Source organism: Streptomyces sp. NPDC044571, from assembly GCF_040647115.1.
Classification (GTDB): Bacteria; Actinomycetota; Actinomycetes; order Streptomycetales; family Streptomycetaceae; genus Streptomyces.
Genome location: NZ_JBEZBN010000021.1, coordinates 35557 through 52228 on the forward strand (window position 1 = coordinate 35557; position 16672 = coordinate 52228).

Annotated in this window: 14 protein-coding genes; 11 read left to right on the top strand and 3 right to left on the bottom strand. The window is 73.0% G+C overall.

The annotated features are described in order from the left end of the window. The first annotated feature begins 24 nt into the window (after positions 1–24). From AB0B01_RS13900 to AB0B01_RS13920, 5 genes are all read left to right on the top strand, one after another. A complete protein-coding gene (locus AB0B01_RS13900; protein WP_361717233.1) occupies positions 25–780 on the top strand; it encodes a CbtA family protein in 756 nt (251 codons plus the stop codon). A gap of 21 nt (positions 781–801) precedes the next feature. Then, positions 802–1047, top strand: coding sequence for a hypothetical protein (locus tag AB0B01_RS13905; RefSeq protein WP_356852098.1), 246 nt, complete (start codon positions 802–804; stop codon positions 1045–1047). A gap of 231 nt (positions 1048–1278) precedes the next feature. Beyond that, complete coding sequence (locus AB0B01_RS13910) at positions 1279–1860, top strand: class F sortase (RefSeq protein ID WP_361717236.1); 582 nt, start codon at positions 1279–1281, stop codon at positions 1858–1860. A 132-nt stretch (positions 1861–1992) separates the two neighbouring features. Continuing rightward, complete coding sequence (locus AB0B01_RS13915) at positions 1993–2364, top strand: hypothetical protein (RefSeq protein WP_361717239.1); 372 nt, start codon at positions 1993–1995, stop codon at positions 2362–2364. 58 nt (positions 2365–2422) lie between these two features. Then, positions 2423–2578 carry a hypothetical protein gene (locus AB0B01_RS13920; RefSeq protein ID WP_361717242.1) on the top strand — a complete coding sequence of 52 codons (156 nt, stop codon included), beginning with the start codon at positions 2423–2425 and terminating at the stop codon, positions 2576–2578. 75 nt (positions 2579–2653) lie between these two features. On the opposite strand, the gene AB0B01_RS13925 is transcribed toward AB0B01_RS13920, so the two are convergent. Further along, on the bottom strand, positions 2654–3070 hold the full coding sequence (locus AB0B01_RS13925) for a hypothetical protein (protein WP_361717244.1): 417 nt from the start codon (positions 3068–3070) through the stop codon (positions 2654–2656). Positions 3071–3227: 157 nt separating this feature from the next. Between AB0B01_RS13925 and AB0B01_RS13930 the strand changes: the two genes are divergently transcribed. From AB0B01_RS13930 to AB0B01_RS13945, 4 genes are all read left to right on the top strand, one after another. Then, the gene (locus AB0B01_RS13930; RefSeq protein ID WP_361717247.1) at positions 3228–4055 is read left to right on the top strand and encodes a hypothetical protein; all 828 of its coding nucleotides are present in this window, start codon (positions 3228–3230) and stop codon (positions 4053–4055) included. An 89-nt stretch (positions 4056–4144) separates the two neighbouring features. Beyond that, the gene (locus AB0B01_RS13935; RefSeq protein ID WP_361717250.1) at positions 4145–6142 is read left to right on the top strand and encodes an FUSC family protein; all 1998 of its coding nucleotides are present in this window, start codon (positions 4145–4147) and stop codon (positions 6140–6142) included. An 81-nt stretch (positions 6143–6223) separates the two neighbouring features. Further along, positions 6224–6949, top strand: coding sequence for a hypothetical protein (locus AB0B01_RS13940; protein WP_361717252.1), 726 nt, complete (start codon positions 6224–6226; stop codon positions 6947–6949). A 12-nt stretch (positions 6950–6961) separates the two neighbouring features. Continuing rightward, the gene (locus AB0B01_RS13945) at positions 6962–8341 is read left to right on the top strand and encodes an ATP-binding protein (RefSeq protein ID WP_361717255.1); all 1380 of its coding nucleotides are present in this window, start codon (positions 6962–6964) and stop codon (positions 8339–8341) included. A gap of 59 nt (positions 8342–8400) precedes the next feature. On the opposite strand, the gene AB0B01_RS13950 is transcribed toward AB0B01_RS13945, so the two are convergent. After that, on the bottom strand, positions 8401–10506 hold the full coding sequence (locus AB0B01_RS13950; protein ID WP_361717258.1) for a PhoX family phosphatase: 2106 nt from the start codon (positions 10504–10506) through the stop codon (positions 8401–8403). A 298-nt stretch (positions 10507–10804) separates the two neighbouring features. Here AB0B01_RS13950 and AB0B01_RS13955 point away from each other — a divergent pair, with 298 nt between their 5' ends. Next, positions 10805–12274: a VWA domain-containing protein gene (locus tag AB0B01_RS13955; protein WP_361717261.1), complete on the top strand. Its 1470-nt coding sequence runs from the start codon at positions 10805–10807 to the stop codon at positions 12272–12274. 97 nt (positions 12275–12371) lie between these two features. On the opposite strand, the gene aspS is transcribed toward AB0B01_RS13955, so the two are convergent. After that, a complete protein-coding gene (gene aspS / locus AB0B01_RS13960; protein WP_361717264.1) occupies positions 12372–14189 on the bottom strand; it encodes an aspartate--tRNA ligase in 1818 nt (605 codons plus the stop codon). A gap of 136 nt (positions 14190–14325) precedes the next feature. Between aspS and AB0B01_RS13965 the strand changes: the two genes are divergently transcribed. After that, positions 14326–16671 (top strand): SpoIIE family protein phosphatase, encoded by a 2346-nt coding sequence (locus AB0B01_RS13965; protein WP_361717407.1) that lies wholly within the window; start codon positions 14326–14328, stop codon positions 16669–16671. Position 16672: the final 1 nt, after the last annotated feature.

A 16672-nucleotide genomic window follows, 5' to 3' on the forward strand; every position in this document is an offset into this window, starting at 1 on the left:
CACCGCGGCAAGGACAGCCCTCACATGAACTCCATCTCACCCCGCACCCTGCTGGTGCGGGGCATGTTGGCCGGCCTGTTCGCAGGTGTGGCCGCCTTCCTCGTCGCGTACCTGCTCGGAGAGTCCAAGGTCGACGCGGCCATCGCCATCGAGGAGGCGGCCTCGGCCGGCCACGACCACGGCGAGGAGATGGCCCCGGTCAGCCGGGCCCTCCAGGCCACCGGCGGCCTCGCCACCGGCACCCTGCTCTACGGGGTCGCGCTCGGCGGCATCGCCGCGCTCGTCTTCTGCTACGCCCTGGGCCGCATCGGGCGGTTCGGCCCGCGGGCCACCGCCGTCCTGGTCTCCACGGGCCTGTTCGTCACCGTCAACCTGGTCCCGTTCCTCAAGTACCCCGCCAACCCGCCCGCTGTCGGCGACCCCGACACCGTCGTCAAGCGGACCACCCTCTTCATCCTGATGATCGCCCTGAGCGTGCTGCTCGGCTCGGGTGCGCTCATCCTGGGCCGCCGCCTGGCGCCCTCATTCGGCAACTGGAACGCCTCCGTCGTCGCCGGTCTCGCCTTCGTGGTGGCCGTCGGCATCGCGTACGCGACCCTGCCCGCCGTCAACGAGGTTCCGGCGGACTTCCCGGCCACCCTCATCTGGCAGTTCCGGCTCACCACCCTGGCCATCCAGACCGTGATGTGGGCGAGTTTCGGCCTCGCCTTCGGATATCTAGCCGAACGCTCCCTTGCGCCGTCCCCCGCACCCAAGGAGGCTGTCCAGCCGACGAGTTGACGATGAGGGGCCGGTTCGTACATGCAGACGGCGATCTGGGAATGGCGCGGCTGGACCGGCGCGGTCCCGTTCTGGCTGAACTCCGTCCTGCTGGCACTGGCCCCGTTCACCGCCGTGCCGCTGCTGGCGCAGATCGGTGTCATCACGGCCCTGGCCGCCCTCGGCGGGCTGGCCCGTCATCTCTGGTCCGGTGACTACGGCCACCCGGCCATCCACCTCGCCGCCGCCCTGATGGGGGCGGCGGCGGTGGTGTTCGTGGTCAGCTGACGCATCCGGGTGAGGGGTGGCTCACTCGTTCGGTGGCGGGTTCGACGCGCCCTCGGATACGGGCCGCGCACCCGGTGCCAGCTGCGAAGACACCCGGATTTTGGTGCTGCAGTGGCTGTGACGCGCCGTCAGTGTCCCGCGTTGTAGTCGGTACTGGGAGCAGCGAGGGGGTCCACTGCTCTCAGGAGACCCGGCCGCCGGTGCCGGTGAATCGGACCAGGAGGGACTTCCATGGCCCGCGCCAAGGTGGTGGTCGGCGTGCTGACAGTGGCTCTGCTCTGCGGCGGCGTAGGGATGTTGCGCAGCACCGAGGGGGCGCGGCCCAGCGCGGTCACCGCCGCCGACGCGCTGCCCTCCCGTGCGCTCGGCCTGTCGGGGCACCGGCGGCTCGTCTCACAGCTGGAGCATGCCGGGCACCAAGCGTCCGGCAAGGGAACCCGGCCTGCGCGGGCCGCCGCCATCGCACCGCTGCGGGCGGTGCGGCCGCTGCGGCTCCACATCCCGAGCCTGGGGGTCGACGTGCCGCTGACCGGCGACGGGGACGAGGCCGCCTGGGACACCGACAGCCCGGCCCCCGGCTCCGCCGGCACCTCCGTGGTCACCGCCGACGACCTGCGCCTGGCCGAGCTGCGGCGCGGCCTGACCGTCGAGATCGCCCGAGCGGATCACCGTATCGCCGTGTTCACCGTCGACCGGGTCTCGCCCGCCGGGGTCACCCGGCGCGGACAGCGGGCGGGGCGGGCCCAACTGCGCCTGGTCAGCGGGGAAACGACCGTGATGGCCCGGCTGACGGGCCAACGCCGTACGCGCTGAACCCGGGCGTACGAGCCGCTGATCCCGCGGGGTGATCCGGAGGGTGATCCGGAGGGGTGACTTCGTCCGCCGGTCGGGGGCTTTCGCAGCCGCGGCGGGGAGGGGGCGGGCGCGTCGGGGCACACCCCTCGCATGAGCGGGACGCGGCACGCACGGATGGCACTGGCCAGGGCACTTTCGGTGGCCTGCGTCGTGCTGCTGTGCCTGTTCGGGGCCGGTCCGGCCACCGCGGCGGCTGCGGCCGCGGCCGGGGCCGAGCGCCCCGGGTCGACCGCGCCGGGCGAACCGGGCTCCCCCGCCGAGGGCGAATCCGATCCGGCCGCGGAACCCGAGGCACGGCCCGTGGTCCGGCCGGCCGTGCGCGGGACTCCGGGCGTACGGCAGTTGCCGCAGCCCGTGTTTCACGTGAAACACGCCGATCAGCCGGGCACCGCCGCCCCCAGCGGGACGGCCGGGCCGATGCTGTCCGCGGGGACGGTACGGAGTGTGGTCCTGCGCTGCTGAGCGAACCGAGCAGCAGAGCAACGCCCACGCACCCCTCCGAACACCGTGAGGTTCCCGCATGCCCATCGACCCGTACACCGCTCTCAACGCCATGCTCCGCGCCGAGGCCGCCCGCTGCACCCCGCCGGCGGCCCGTCAACCCGACCCCGAGGAGGCGGCCGCGGCCGCCGACACCGCTGCCGCGGCGCGGGGCGAGGATCGCGCGGGCGAGTGAAAGGGACCGAACCGGGACCGTGCACGCCGCCCGAGGCGTGGGCACGGTCCCGGCTCGGTCACGCGGAGACAGGGCTCAGGGCTCCCGGGTGTGGTAGCGGTAGTACGCCACCAGTCCCACTCCCACGCCCGTGATCAGGCCCACCCAGCAGGAGCGGAGGATCGAGTGGTCGGCCATGCTGTAGAGGTAGCCCACGGCGATGCCGCCGAAGGCTCCGTAGCCCGCGGCATGCACTTCCCGCTTCAGCCGGGGGCCGACGCGGGCGAGACCGAACATGACGGCGGCGAAGAGCGCGCCGCACAGGATCCCGTAGAAGACGTTGCCCGCGTCGACCGGGCCCATGTTGCGGTTCATGAAGGCCGCGTAGACGCCGTAGACCAGCCCGAGGAGCAGCGCGCGCATCAGCTGGCCCTTCATCTGCTCCCTGCTCGCGTCGTACGCGCCGGTCGCATGCCAGTGCCGCCTCTGGGCGGTGGGTGCCGCATGTGCCATGACAGGGCTCCTCTCTCCCAGCCTCCAGAGCACACCCGCCGCCCCGGCCCGGCAAGTGGATCAGCCGGCCCGCCCGCCGCCCGCCCTCCGGCCCCTCCGCCACCCGCCCGCAGCAGCACCGCTCGCGGGGCGCCACGGCCCGGCATTCCCTGGTGACGTGCGCACCTTCCTCTCGGCGGTCCTCATCGTCCTCGTGGCCCTGCTCGTGCCGGCGAGCGCGGTCGCGTACTGGGCTGACCACGAGCTGGGCAACGCCGACCGCTACACCGCGGCGATGTCCCCGCTCGCCGGGGACCCTGCCGTGCAGGGCGTCGTCACCACCCAGGCCAACCGGGCTCTGGCCGCGCAGATCGACGCGGGCCCCTTCCAGGAGGGGATCGACGCCCTGCTCGGCGAGGCCCTGCGTTCCTTCGCGGGCACCCCGGCCTACCGCACTGCCTGGGACGCGGCCAACCGGGCCGCGCACGCCGCCTTCCTCAACGCGCTCACCACCGGCCACGGCGACGCCGTCACCGTCGACCTCGCGCCCGTCATCGCGCGGATCAGAGAGGAACTGATCGCCGACGGGGTACCGCTCGCCGACCGCATCCCGGTGACCCACGTCTCCGTGAAGGTCATGGAGTACGACAACCTCGGCGACCTCCGGAAAGGCTTCCGCATGCTCCAGATCGCCGGCGTCTGGCTCCCCGTACTGACCGTGGTGCTGGCCGCGGCGGCCGTGGCCGTCGCGGTGCACCGCCGCCGCGCCGTGCTGGCCACCGGCCTGGGCATCGCCGCCGGGGCGGTGCTGCTGTGGATCGCCGTGGGCCTGTGCCGCCGCCTCACCCTGGACGACCTGCCGGCCGACATCGACCGGCCGGCCGCGGCGGCGGTGTACGACGCGCTCACCGCGTTCCTGCGGACCACCGCCTGGGTGGTGCTCGCGATCGGGCTCGCCGCGGCGCTGGCCGCCTGGGTGATGGGCCGGGTGCGCCGCACCCCATAAGCTCGGAAGATACCGACATGTACGGAACCACGCAGAAGACGCAGAAGACGCAGTAGAACCGATTCACGAGCGGCCGCACGGAAACGGGTATGAGCACCGAACGCACCGAAGACATACCGTCCGGGCGGGCCCGGCACCGTCCGCTGGCTCCACCCGCCTGGCTGCTCAAGGGCCTGCGGCCCACGGCCGCCCCCGTCCCTTGGGCCGCGGTCGTCCGCGCGGGCATCGCACTGGCCGTTCCGCTCGCCGTCGGCTTCGCCCTCGACGAACCCGAGTACGGCGCGCTCGCCTCGATGGGCGCCCTGTCCGGGGTCATCGGCGACACCGCGGACGCCTACCGGATGCGGATCCTGAACATCGCCGTGCCGCAGTTCTTCGGCGCGGTCGGGGTCACCCTGGGGACTCTGGTCTTCGGGCACGGCTGGCTCGCCGTCGGCGCGCTCACCCTGATCGCCCTGGTGTCCGGGATGATCTCCTCGATCGGTACGGTCGCCTCCGTCTCCGGCCTGCTCCTGCTGCTCAACGCCGTCGTCGGCGCCGGTCTGCCGCTGCCCAGCCCCTGGTGGACGGCGCCGGTCCTGCTCGCGGCGGGCGGGCTGTTCGTCCTCGCCCTGACCCTGCTGGGCTGGCCGCTGCGCGGGCACCGACCGGAGCGGGCCGCGGTCGCCGCCACCTACCGGGCCCTCGCCGACGCCTTGGAGGCCGCAGGGGGAGCCGCGTACACGGAGCGGCGCCAGGAGGTCACGCAGGCCCTGAACCAGGCCTACGACCTGGTGCTGGGCCGGCGGGCCAGGGTGCACGGCCGCAGCCCCGCGCTGGTGCGGATGCTGGCCCAGCTGAACGCGGTGATCGGCCTGGTCGAGGCGGCTCCCGCCATGCACCTGCGGGGCGGTCCGCTGCCGCCCGCGCTCCCGGCGGCCGTACGGGAGCTGGCCCGCGCCGTCGAGGAAGGCCGTACGGGGGCGCCCGTACCGGTCCTGCCCGAACCGCACACCCCCGCCGAACGGGCCCTCGACTCGGCCCTGCGCCATGCGGCGGCGATCGTGCACGCCGCCGAGCCCGACCCGTACAACGTCGACGACCGGCTGGGGCGGCCCGCCGCACTGACCGTCCGTGCCCGGCGGACCGTCCGCGACATGATGCTGTCCGGGGCCTCGTGGCGGTACGGGCTGCGGCTCGCCCTGTGCATCGGGCTGGCCCAGTCGCTGGTCTCCCTCGTACCGGTCGAGCGCTCGTACTGGGTGGCGCTGACCGTCACCTTCGTCCTCAAGCCCGACTTCGGCTCGGTGTTCTCCCGGGCCGTGCTGCGCGCGCTGGGCACCGCGGGCGGACTGGTCGTCGCCGCGGCCGTGCTCGCCGAGGTGCCGCGCGGCTGGTGGGACGTGCCGGTGATGGCGGCGCTGGCCGCCCTGATCCCCGCCTTCTCCGCCAAGGGATACGCCTTCCAGACCGCCGCGATCACCCCCGTGATCCTGCTGCTGTCGGACCTCCTCAACCACCAGGGCTTCGACCTGATCCGGCCCCGGCTGCTGGACAGCCTGATCGGCTGTGCCATCGCCCTGGTCGCGGGCTATCTGCTGTGGCCCGAGAGCTGGCACGCCCGGATCGGTGACCGGCTCGCCGACGCAGTGGACGACGCCGCCCGGTACGTGGAGCGCGCGTTCGGCGCCCACGAGCCGACGGAGCCGGCCCTGCGGGCGGCGCGGACCGCCCGGCTCCAGGCCAGGCGGCGCATCTACCGGGACCTGTCGGGCGTACGAAGCGAGTTCCAGCGGGCCCTGACCGAGCCGCCGCCGACGGGGGCGCGGGCCGCCGCATGGTGGCCGCTGGTGGTCGCCGTCGAGCGGATCGTGGACGCGACGACCGCCGCGCGGGTCCGGGTCAACCACGGGGCGCCGGCTCCACGCGCCGAGGAGGTCGCCGCCGTCACCGCCGATCTGCGGGCCCTGGCCGAGGGGGTCCGCAACGCCCGCACCCCGGCCCAGCTGGAGCCGCCGCCCCCGCGGGCCGGGGACGAGGCCTCCGTCCTGGCCCCGGTGCGCCGTGAGCTCGCCGCGGCCCGGGCGATCGCCTCCGCGGACCGCTGAACGGCCGCGGCCGGCCGCCCCGCATCCCCCGAACGGGCCCGCTCCCGGGCCGGGACGGGCCGCCCGGGAGAGCATCGGAGCATGCGGACCCTCTTCCCGCCCGGCCGCCGCGGCGCCGCGGCCGTCCCGGTCCTCGCCGTCGTCCTCGCGGCCGCAGCCGGGTGCGCCGACGTGGAGGGGGTGCAGAACGAAGGGGACCTGGGCACGGTGCACGCCCCCCGCACCCTGTGGAAGGACGTCCATCCGAAGCCGCCGGGTCCGGGCGAGAGACCTGGCGCGGCCGCCGTCGTCCCGGGTCTGCCCAAGGTCGCCGGCCTGAGCATGCGCGGGGTGAACGCGCTGGAGGTCGTACGCGCCGACGTCACCTCCGCCACCGCACAGGACGACGGGAGCGGGCGGCTCGTCGATCCGCGGGCCGTGCAGCGGCTCGCGCTCTGTACACAGGCTGTGGACGGCGGGCCCGACTGCCCGGTGCGGCCCGCCGTCCTGGCCGATGTGACCGGCAACGGGCGGGAGGAGCTGATCACCGCCCTCGACCTCGACGGCCGCTCCAGCGAACTGCGCGTCTACACCGTCCGGGACGACGGCTCCATCGCCCGGATCCTGTCGCGGCGCGGGATCCTGGAGGGCGTGGAGGTGGCCGGCAAACACCTGGCCCTGCGCGAGCCGACGTCGAACCCGAAGAAGGTCTCCGTCTCCGACTACGTGTGGGACCCGGAAGCCGGGGTCATGAACCTGTCCCAGCTCACCCTCGACGAATGCGCGGGCGCGCAGGACAGCGGCGTCCCGTGCTCCACGAGCAGCTGAGGGCCGGGCGGGATGCGGATCACGAGCAGTCTGCGCTGGAAGATCGCCCTGACCATCACAGCGGTGTGCTGCGCGGTCGCGGCGGCGCTCGGGATCCTGGTGCACAACGTGGTCGCCCGGCAGGTCGTCGGGGAGGTGCGCAAGGACGTGGGCCGGGAGCTGGACCACGCCTTCGGCCACTACCAGTACGGCACCGCGCACGGCGACGTGAACCTGGTCCTCGACCCGCCCGACCTGCCGCAGCCGCTGCGGAAGCTGGTCGCCCGCGGGATGACCGGCAGCATGGTCGGCGAGCACGACGGCAAGCCCGTGATGTGGGCGGCAGGTCCCGCCGACGACAAGCCCCTCGCCGTCTGGATCCCCTACGAGAGCACCCGCGCCAGGCTGCGTGACATCGACACCGCGATCCTCGCCTCCTCGGTGCTCGCAGCCGGGGTGGTGGCGCTGGCGGGCGTGTTCCTCGCCAACCGGATCAGCCGGCGGCTGGCGGTGACGGCCGCCGTGGCCCGCCGGATCAGCTCCGGGGACCTGGACGCCCGCGTCGGCTACCCGATCGACGACGACGGCCCCCCGTACGCGGGCGGCGCGAGCGGTGCGGCCGGCGCAGGCGGCGGTGCAGGCGCGGGAGGCGGTGCCGGTACGGACGGCGGTCGCGGCGCCGGCCCCGACTCCGGGGCCGCGGACGCGCGGCGCCGGCCCCGCTACCGCGACGAGGTCCGGGACGTGGCGCAGGCCCTCGACTCGATGGCGGCCTCCCTGCAGAAGCGGCTGGAGGCGGAGAAGCGCTTCACCGCGGACGTGGCGCACGAGCTGCGCACCCCGCTCACCGGCTCCCTGGCCGCCGCCGCCCTGCTGCCGGAGGGCCGCCCCAAGGAAATGATCAACGACCGGCTCAAGGCCCTGCACCTGCTGACCGAGGACCTCTTGGAGATCTCCAGGCTGGACTCGGGTGTCGAACGCGCGGACCTGGCCCGGGTGGAACTCGGGCGGGCGGTGCAGCGGGCCGTCTCCGCGACCCGGCTGCCCGCTTCCGTACGGGTGGTGCGCGACGCGGTGGTCTTCACCGACCGGCGGCGCCTGGACCGGATCCTGACCAATCTGCTGGTCAACGCCGACAAGCACGGGCGCCCGCCGATCGAGGTGAGCGTCGAGGGCCCGCTGATCACCGTCCGCGACCACGGGCCGGGCTACCCGCCCGAGCTGATCGGGCAGGGACCGCAGCGCTTCCGCACCGGAGACCCCGGGCGGGGTCGGGGCCACGGGCTGGGCCTGACCATCGTGGCGGGCCAGGCGGCGGTGCTGGACATCGCGCTGGCCTTCAGTAATCCGCCCGAGGGCGGCGCGGAGACCACCCTCCGGCTCCCGGTCGGGCGGGTGACGAGCGGCGGTTGACGAACGGCGGTGGAGGCCGTGAGGGGATGTTTCACGTGAAACACCCCTCAACGGCCCGGTCAGATACCGATGTTCTTGCCGTCCTTGCGCCAGACGGCCACGACCGCGGGGCGGACGATCTTGCCGGGGCCGTCGGGCCACACCGACTCCGGCTTCTCGACGGACGCGCCGTCGATCTCGCCCGGGTGCTGGACGGCGACCAGGACGCGCTTGTCCTGGACCAGCGGACCACAGGTCTCGGCACCGCGCGGAACCGTCAGGAACTGCTTGAGCTCACCACGGCGCTCGCCGGCGGTCGCGACACCGAACAGGCCGTCGTGGGAGCCGAGCTGGTTGCCGTCCGTGGAGATCCACAGGTTGCCGTGCGGGTCGAAGGTCACGTTGTCCGGGCAGGAGATCGGGCTGACCTGCTCCTTCGGGAAGCCCGCGAAGAAGGTGGCCGGGTCCTTCGGGTCACCGGCGACGAGGAACAGCCGCCAGGCGAAGCCGTCTCCCGCCGGGTCGTCGAAGTTCTCGGCGAGTTCCAGGATCTGGCCGTGCTTGTTCAGGTTGCGCGGGTTGGCCTCGTCCGCGCCCGCCTTGCCGGCCTTGCCGCGGTCGGTGTTGTTCGTGAGCGCGACGTAGACACGACCCGTGCGCGGCGAGGGCTCGATGTCCTCGGGGCGGTCCATCTTCGTGGCGCCCACCTTGTCGGCGGCCTGGCGCGTGAAGACGTACACCTCCTCGGCGGTCATGCCCTCGACGTGGGAGACATTGCCGGAGGGGGAGGCGGTGGCGAGCTTGATCCAGATGCCGGAGCCGTCGAACCGGCCGTCGGAGGGGAGCTTGCCGGAACCGTCGATCTCGGCGGCCGGGGAGTCGCCGGTCAGCTTGGCGACGTAGAGCGTGCCCTCGTCGAGCAGCGTGAGGTTGTGCTCCTTCGCCGCGCGCGAGTTGCCCTTCTTCATCTGCTTCGACGAGACGAACTTGTAGAAGTAGTCGAAGCGCTCGTCGTCGCCCATGTAGACGACGGGACGGCCGTCCTCGGTGAGTCGGGGCTGTGCGCCCTCGTGCTTGAAGCGGCCGAGCGCGGTGCGCTTGCGCGGGGTGGAGTTCGGGTCGTACGGGTCGAGCTCGACGACCCAGCCGAAGCGGTGCGGCTCGTTGGGCTCCTGGAGCACGTCGAAGCGCTTGTCGAAGCGCTCCCACTTGCGCTCGGTGGCGCCGGTGGTCACGCCGTAGCGCTTCAGCCGGGCGGCCTGGACCGGGTCGATGACCTGGCCGGCGTTGGCGAAGTACTCGTTGAAGTTCTCCTCGCCGTGGAGCGTGGTGCCCCACGGGGTGGTGCCGCCGGAGCAGTTGTTGAGCGTGCCGAGCACCTTGGTGCCGGTGGCGTCCGCGGAGGTCTTCACCAGGGCGCTGCCGGCGACGGGGCCGCTGAGCCTGAACTCGCTGGTCGCGGTGAGGCGGCGGTTGAGCTGGTGGCGGCCCACGGCGGTCAGCTTGCCGCTGCGGTGGTCCTCCTGGACGACGACCACGCCGAGGCCGTGCGCCGCCCAGGCCGTCTCGACCTGCTCGCGGGTCGGGTTCGCCGGGTCGTAGCCCTTGAACATCAGGTTTTCGTCGGTGTACTCGTGGTTGGCGACGAGGAGCTGCCGGCGCTCGTAGCCGCTGCCGAGCGGGAGCAGGGCCAGGAAGTCGTTGTTGTAGCCGAACTGGCCGGCCTGGGCGGCGGCGGTCTGCTTGTCGGGGTTGAAGGCCGGGGCGCCCTTGACGATCGGGTCACCCCAGCGGATCACCACGTTCTGCTCGTAGCCCTCGGGGGTGGTGACCCGGTCGTCGGTGTTCGGCGCGACCGGCTTGAACCGCAGGCCGCGGGCACCCTGCGCGTTCGCGGCGTCGGCGGAATCGGCTCCCTGGGCGTCGGCGGCGGGCGCGGCGGTGGCCGAGGAGCCGTCGCCGCCGAGGGCGAGCGCGGTGCCGGCGGCGGAGGCGACGGTGACGACGGCGGCCGAGCGCAGCATCGAGCGGCGGGAGTAGGCGCGGGCCATGACATCGCCGACGTACTCGTTGTCGCTGGTGTTCGGCACCTCGTGGAAGCAGGCGTCGCCGCAGCGGTAACGACAGGTGAGGGCGGAACGGCCGCCCCCATGCGGGTTGCCGATGAGCGGCAGGAGCTTGCGCACGAGTTTCCTCCGTAGATGCACGGCGTCGACACCGACAGCGTGTCGGTCGAGTCCAGCCGTGACGGTAGGCCCGGGTTGCGCCGGAGCGGCGGCGCGGGGATGAACGCCGGGTGAACCGGTCGCGTCGGTGCGGGAGTTAGGAAGGCGGGGGGAGGTGCTGTACGGGGCGGGCGCCACGAAGGGCGCCCCTGCCGAAGATCCAGCCGAGGGGCCGATAACCTTACGTGTCCACTCTGGGCAGGGATCAACCGCGCAGCACGGACAAATGACGCACGCACTCATGCGAAAGGCCTGGCCCATGGGTATTCGGAGCTTGTTGCGCAAGGTGTTCGGACGGTCTGCCGAGCCGGTTCCGGAGACGTCGGACGGCACTTCGGCTGCCGCCGTCCCGAACCAGGCGGAACGCACCCCCCTGGATGCGGCGGCCGAACTGGTCGCGGCGTCCTTCGACAACCCGACGGTGCCGCCGCAGTCCGCTCCGCGGGATCGGGAACCGGGCACCGTCATGACCGCCCCGGCGACGCCGGTCACGGACCCGACGGTCCCGGAGGCCCGCCGCCCCCAGACCCCGGGCTCCGGCTCCACGCCGCGTCCCACCCCGGCTCCCACCGAGCCGGAACCGGCCGCCGCGGAGCCGGCAGCCGTCGAGGCCGCCGAGCCCGCCGAGCCCGCCGCGGCGGAGCCGGAGGCCAAGGCCGCAGAGCCCGCCGCGGCGGAAGCCGAAGCACCCGCGCCGGAGGTCGCCGCCGAGCCGGAGCCCGCCGTAGAGGCCGAGGTTGCCGAGCCCGTCACCACCGAGGCGGAGGTGGCCGAGCCCGTCACCACCGAGGCGGAGGTGGCCGAGCCCGTCACCGCCGAGGCCGAGGAGCCTGCGGCCGAGGAGGCGCCGGCCAGCGAGGCCGCCGAACCCGAGGCCGTCACCGCCGAGGCCGAGCCGGTCACCGCCGAGGCTGAGGAGCCCGACGCCGTCACCGCCGAGGCCGAGCCGGTCATCGAGGAGGCGCCGGCCAGCGAGGCCGCCGAACCCGAGGCCGTCACCGCCGAGGCCGAGCCGGCCGCCGAGGAGGCCTCCGTCGCGCCCGAGGCCGTCACCGTCGAGGCGGTCGAGGGGCCCGCGCACGCGCTTGCCGTGGTGCGGCGGCGGGCTCCCGGTGTGGTGGGGGCGTACAAGGCCGCCGGGCAGGTACTGCGCGGCAAGGGGAAGGCCGGGGCCCGGGCCAAGGTGTACCTGGTGCTGGACAGGTCCGGCTCCATGCGCCCGTTCTACAAGGACGGCAGCGCGCAGTACCTGGCCGATCACGCCTTGGCCCTCGCCGCCCACCTGGACGACGCGGCCACCGTCCACACCGTGTTCTTCTCCACGGACGTGGACGGCACCGCCGACCTGAGCCTCGACGGCCACGACGCCGCCTGGGTCGAGGCGCGTCACGCCGAGCTCGGCCACATGGGCCGCACCAGCTACCACCGCGCCGTGGAGCAGGTGCTGGAGCAGTACCGGAAGGACGGCAACGAGGGCCCCGCCCTGGTCGTCTTCCAGACCGACGGCGCCCCCGACAACCGACAGCCCGCCAAGCAGGCCCTGGCCGACGCCGCCGCCTCCGCGCCCGAGGTGCACTGGCAGTTCGTCGCCTTCGGCGACCACGACGCCAAGGCCTTCGACTTCCTGCGCAAGCTGGACGTCGAGAACGCCGGCTTCTTCCACGCCGGCCCCGCCCCCGCCGAGCTGTCCTCCGCGGCCCTGCTCAAGGGCATCCTCGACCGCTTCTAGCCGCCGATCCGCCGCAGACCGACACACCGGCGGTCGCCCTACACACCGGAAGGGCCCGGGATCCTCGATCCCGGGCCCTTCCTCATGCCTCGTACGCTCAGCGCGCCGCGTCCGGGTGGACGGCCTCGGCGACCGGCTTCGCGTCCGGCGTCTTCGTCTCCACGGGCTTGCGCAGGGCGATGTTCAGCTCGCGCAGGCGGGACTCCTCCAGGACGGTGGGCGCGCCCATCATCAGGTCCTGCGCGTTGCCGTTCAGCGGGAAGGCGATCGTCTCGCGGATGTTCGGCTCGTCCGCCAGCAGCATCACGATGCGGTCCACGCCCGGGGCGATGCCACCGTGCGGCGGGGCGCCCAGCCGGAAGGCGCGCAGCATGCCCGCGAACTCGCGCTCGACGGTCTCGGCCTCGTACCCCGCGATCTCGAAGGCCTTCAGCATGACCTCGGGCTCGTGGTTGCGGATGGCGCCGGAGGACAGCTCGATGCCGTTGCAGACGATGTCGTACTGCCAGGCCAGGATGTCGAGCGGGTCCTTCTCCTCCAGGTCCTTCATGCCGCCCTGGGGCATGGAGAAGGGGTTGTGCGAGAAGTCGATCCGGCCGGTCTCCTCGTCCTTCTCGTACATCGGGAAGTCGACGATCCAGCAGAAGCGGAAGACATTCTCCTCGAACTGGCCGGCGCGCTTGGCGGCCTCGACCCGGACCGGGCCCATGATCTTGGAGACCTCGTCGAACTCGCCCGCGCCGAAGAACACGGCGTGCCCGGGGGCCAGGCCGAGGCGCTCGGTGAGGACCTTGACGTTTTCCTCGGTGAGGAACTTCGCGATCGGGCCGGACAGCGTGCCGTCCTCGCCGACGCGGACCCAGGCCAGGCCCTTGGCGCCGAGGGAGACGGCGAAGTCGCCGAGCCCGTCGAAGAACTTGCGCGGCTGGGCGGCGGTGTCCGGCACCGGCAGGGCGCGGACGTGCTTGCCGGCGAAGGCCTTGAACTCGGAGTTCTCGAAGACGTCGGTGATGTCGACGAGCTCCAGCTTCGCCCGCAGGTCGGGCTTGTCGTTGCCGTACTTCAGCATCGACTCGCGGAACGGGATCCGCGGGAACGGAGAGGTGACCTCGCGGCCCTTGCCGAACTCGGTGAAGAGCTCGGTCATGAGGCGCTCGATCGGCTGGAACACGTCCTCCTGCTCGACGAAGGACATCTCCACGTCGAGCTGGTAGAACTCGCCCGGCGAGCGGTCGGCGCGGGCGTCCTCGTCGCGGAAGCAGGGGGCGATCTGGAAGTACCGGTCGAAGCCCGAGATCATCAGCAGCTGCTTGAACTGCTGCGGTGCCTGCGGCAGGGCGTAGAACTTGCCCGGGTTCAGGCGGGACGGCACCACGAAGTCACGCGCGCCCTCAGGGGAGGTCGCGGTGAGGATCGGGGTCGCCATCTCGTTGAAGCCGAGGGCCACCATCTTGGAGCGGATGGAGGCGATGACCGCCGACCGCAGCATGATGTTGCGGTGCATGCGCTCACGGCGCAGGTCGAGGAAGCGGTACTCCAGGCGACGCTCCTCGTTGACGCCGTCGTCGGTGTTGATCGTGAACGGCAGCGGGCCGGCCGCGCCGAGCACCTCGACCTCCGAGACCTCGATCTCGATCTCGCCGGTGGGCAGCTCGGGGTTGATGTTCTCGGCACCGCGGGAGACGACCTTGCCGTCGACGCGGACGACGGTCTCCTTGGTCAGGTGGCTCAGGGCCTCGTTCGCGGCGGTACCGGGGCGGGCGACGAGCTGCGTGATGCCGTAGTGGTCGCGCAGATCGATGAAGAGGATGCCGCCCAGGTCTCGACGGTTGTGCAGCCAGCCGCTCAGCCGGACGTCGGCGTTGACGTCAGAGGCGCGGAGCTCGCCGCAGGTGTGGGACCTGTACCGATGCATCAGTCATCCAGTTCTTCGCGATACCAGGGTGGATTCAACCCTCACAAGGTTACCGTCCGGGCCGGGGACCGCGCTGGCTCGCCCGGCGGCCTCCCTGAACAGGCACACCGGGGCGATGACCTGTAAAGATGACCGGGTGCGCACCGAGGACGTCCTCGCCGCCGTCGCGACGGGTCTGTGGCGCTGGGACAACGCCTCCGGGACGGTCAGCCTCGACAGCGAGGCCGCCCGGCTCCTCGGGCTGCCCGCCGAGCCGGCGGTCCTGCCGGAGGTCGCCGTACGGTCGCGGTTCCACCCGGTGGACTGGAACGAGATCAACGGGATCGTCACCCTCGCGGTCGCCGAGGGCACCCTCGCCGAGGCCCGGCTGCGAATCATGGACGAGGACGGGCGGGTGCTGAGGACCGTACGCAGCCGCTCCAAACCCGTGGAGAACCGTTCCGCCACGGGCCGCGTCGACTACGAGCTGATCGGCACCATCCAGGAGATCGCCGAGCCCCAGCCCGGCACCACCGCTGCCCACACCACCGTCACGGGCGACTGGCGGCGCAGCCGCGAGGCCTTCCTGCTGGACGCGGGGCGGGCCCTCGCCGAGGCCCGGTCCACCTCCGAGGTGCTGCGCGTGGCCGCCTCGCTGTCCATGCCCGGCTTCAGCCCCGACGGGCTGGCCGTCTTCGGCGTGGACGGGGAACGGCTGTCGATCATCGGGCACCACGGGCACGGCCCCGGGGACGAGGGCCCCTTCACCGACATGCGGCTGGACACGGACTACCCCGCCGCAGAGGTCGTACGGACCGGCCGGGCGATCTACCTCCCCTCCCCCGGGGACTACAAACGGCGGTTTCCAGCCACCTGGCCCCTCGCCCAGCGCTTCGGCCGGATCTCCTGGGCCTTCCTCCCGCTGATCGTCGCCGGGCGCACCATGGGCGCCTGGATGGCCGCGTTCAAGCACCCGGTGTCCTTCTCGCCCGACGAGCGGTCCGTGCTGACGACCGTGGCCCGGATGCTGGCCCAGGCGCTCCAGCGTGCAGGCGTGGCCGAATCCGAGCGGGAACTCACGACCGGCCTCCAGCGGTCGATGATGCCGACGCTCGGACCGGAGATCCCGGGCATGCGGATCGCCGCCCGGTACGTCCCCACCGGCGGCGGCCTCCAGGTCGGCGGCGACTGGTACGACGTGATCCCGCTGCCCTCGGGCCGTTTCGCGCTGGTGATCGGCGATGTCCAGGGGCACGACGTACGGGCCGCCGGCCTGATGGGCCAGCTGCGGATCGCGGTGCGCGCGTACGCCTCCGAGGGCCACCGGCCCGATGCGGTGCTCTCCCGCGCCTCCCGCTTCCTGGCCGGGCTGTGCTCCGCGCAGGGCGACCCGGACTCCGACTTCCACAGCCCCCGCTTCGCGACCTGCCTGTACGCGGAGTGCGACCCGCAGACCGGGCGGCTGGAGGTGGCCCGGGCCGGCCACCCCGAGCCGGCGATCCGGATGACGGACGGCACGGTGATGATGCGGCCCACCTCGGGAGGCCTGCCGCTCGGCATCGTCCCGGACACCGACTACCCGACGACGCGGTTCACGCTGGAGCCCGGCGAGACGATGATGCTGTGCACCGACGGGCTCATCGAGACCGGCGGCCACGACCTGGACACCGGCTGGGCCCGGCTGCGGGCGATCCTGGAGTCCGACCTGCACGGGGCCGACGAGCGGCAGGGACACGAGGCGCGGGCACACCTCGAAAAGCTGGCCGACCTGCTGGTCCAGGCCGTGCACGGCCCTTCCTCGCACCACACCACGGGTCCGCTCGCGGACCGGCGCGAGGACGACATAGCCGTGGTCCTGCTGTGCCGCGAGGGCGGGCGCTGCGGCTGCGGCACCGACACCGCGCACCCCGCCCGGCCGGGGCGCCGCACGATGCTGACCGTGGCGCAGGCCGAGCCCGAGCGGGTCACGGGTGCCCGGCAGCAGATCAAGGAGCTGCTGCACGACTGGGCGGACCCGGAGCAGGTGGACTCGGCGGTGCTCATGGTCTCCGAGATGGTGACCAACGTCCTCATGCACACGGACGGCGACGCGCTCCTCGTGGCGGAGGCGGTGGGCGAACCGGGGACGCGGCGGCTGCGCGTGGAGGTGGCGGACGCCAGCGACGAACTGCCGCACAAGCGGCAGCCCGGGGAGATGGCGTCGAGCGGCCGCGGCGTCCTGCTGATGGAGATGCTGGCGGACTCCTGGGGCGTGGACCCGCGGGGCGAGGGCAAGTCGATCTGGTTCGAGCTGCACGAGCTCTCCAAGCCGGATTCCGGCCTCCCGGACGCGGACCCCGCCCCGGACGCCGCCCCGGACCTGGCCGCGGCCCTGGGCCTGGACGACTTGGGCGGCCTGGACGACTTGGACGAGGTGGATCACGTGGACGCGGTGGATCTCCTGGACGAGGTGGACCTCCTGGACGCGGACAGCGGCCGGGACCCCGACCCCGAACCCTCCTGAC

Excerpts from the sequence above, each read along its gene's own strand:
- AB0B01_RS13900 (WP_361717233.1), top strand. The coding sequence starts at position 25 with ATGAACTCCATCTCACCCCGCACCCTGCTGGTGCGGGGCATGTTGGCC.
- AB0B01_RS13905 (WP_356852098.1), top strand. The coding sequence starts at position 802 with ATGCAGACGGCGATCTGGGAATGGCGCGGCTGGACCGGCGCGGTCCCG.
- AB0B01_RS13910 (WP_361717236.1), top strand. The coding sequence starts at position 1,279 with ATGGCCCGCGCCAAGGTGGTGGTCGGCGTGCTGACAGTGGCTCTGCTC.
- AB0B01_RS13915 (WP_361717239.1), top strand. The coding sequence starts at position 1,993 with ATGAGCGGGACGCGGCACGCACGGATGGCACTGGCCAGGGCACTTTCG.
- AB0B01_RS13920 (WP_361717242.1), top strand. The coding sequence starts at position 2,423 with ATGCCCATCGACCCGTACACCGCTCTCAACGCCATGCTCCGCGCCGAG.
- AB0B01_RS13925 (WP_361717244.1), bottom strand. The coding sequence starts at position 3,070 with ATGGCACATGCGGCACCCACCGCCCAGAGGCGGCACTGGCATGCGACC.
- AB0B01_RS13935 (WP_361717250.1), top strand. The coding sequence starts at position 4,145 with ATGAGCACCGAACGCACCGAAGACATACCGTCCGGGCGGGCCCGGCAC.
- AB0B01_RS13940 (WP_361717252.1), top strand. The coding sequence starts at position 6,224 with ATGCGGACCCTCTTCCCGCCCGGCCGCCGCGGCGCCGCGGCCGTCCCG.
- AB0B01_RS13945 (WP_361717255.1), top strand. The coding sequence starts at position 6,962 with ATGCGGATCACGAGCAGTCTGCGCTGGAAGATCGCCCTGACCATCACA.
- AB0B01_RS13955 (WP_361717261.1), top strand. The coding sequence starts at position 10,805 with ATGGGTATTCGGAGCTTGTTGCGCAAGGTGTTCGGACGGTCTGCCGAG.
- aspS (WP_361717264.1), bottom strand. The coding sequence starts at position 14,189 with ATGCATCGGTACAGGTCCCACACCTGCGGCGAGCTCCGCGCCTCTGAC.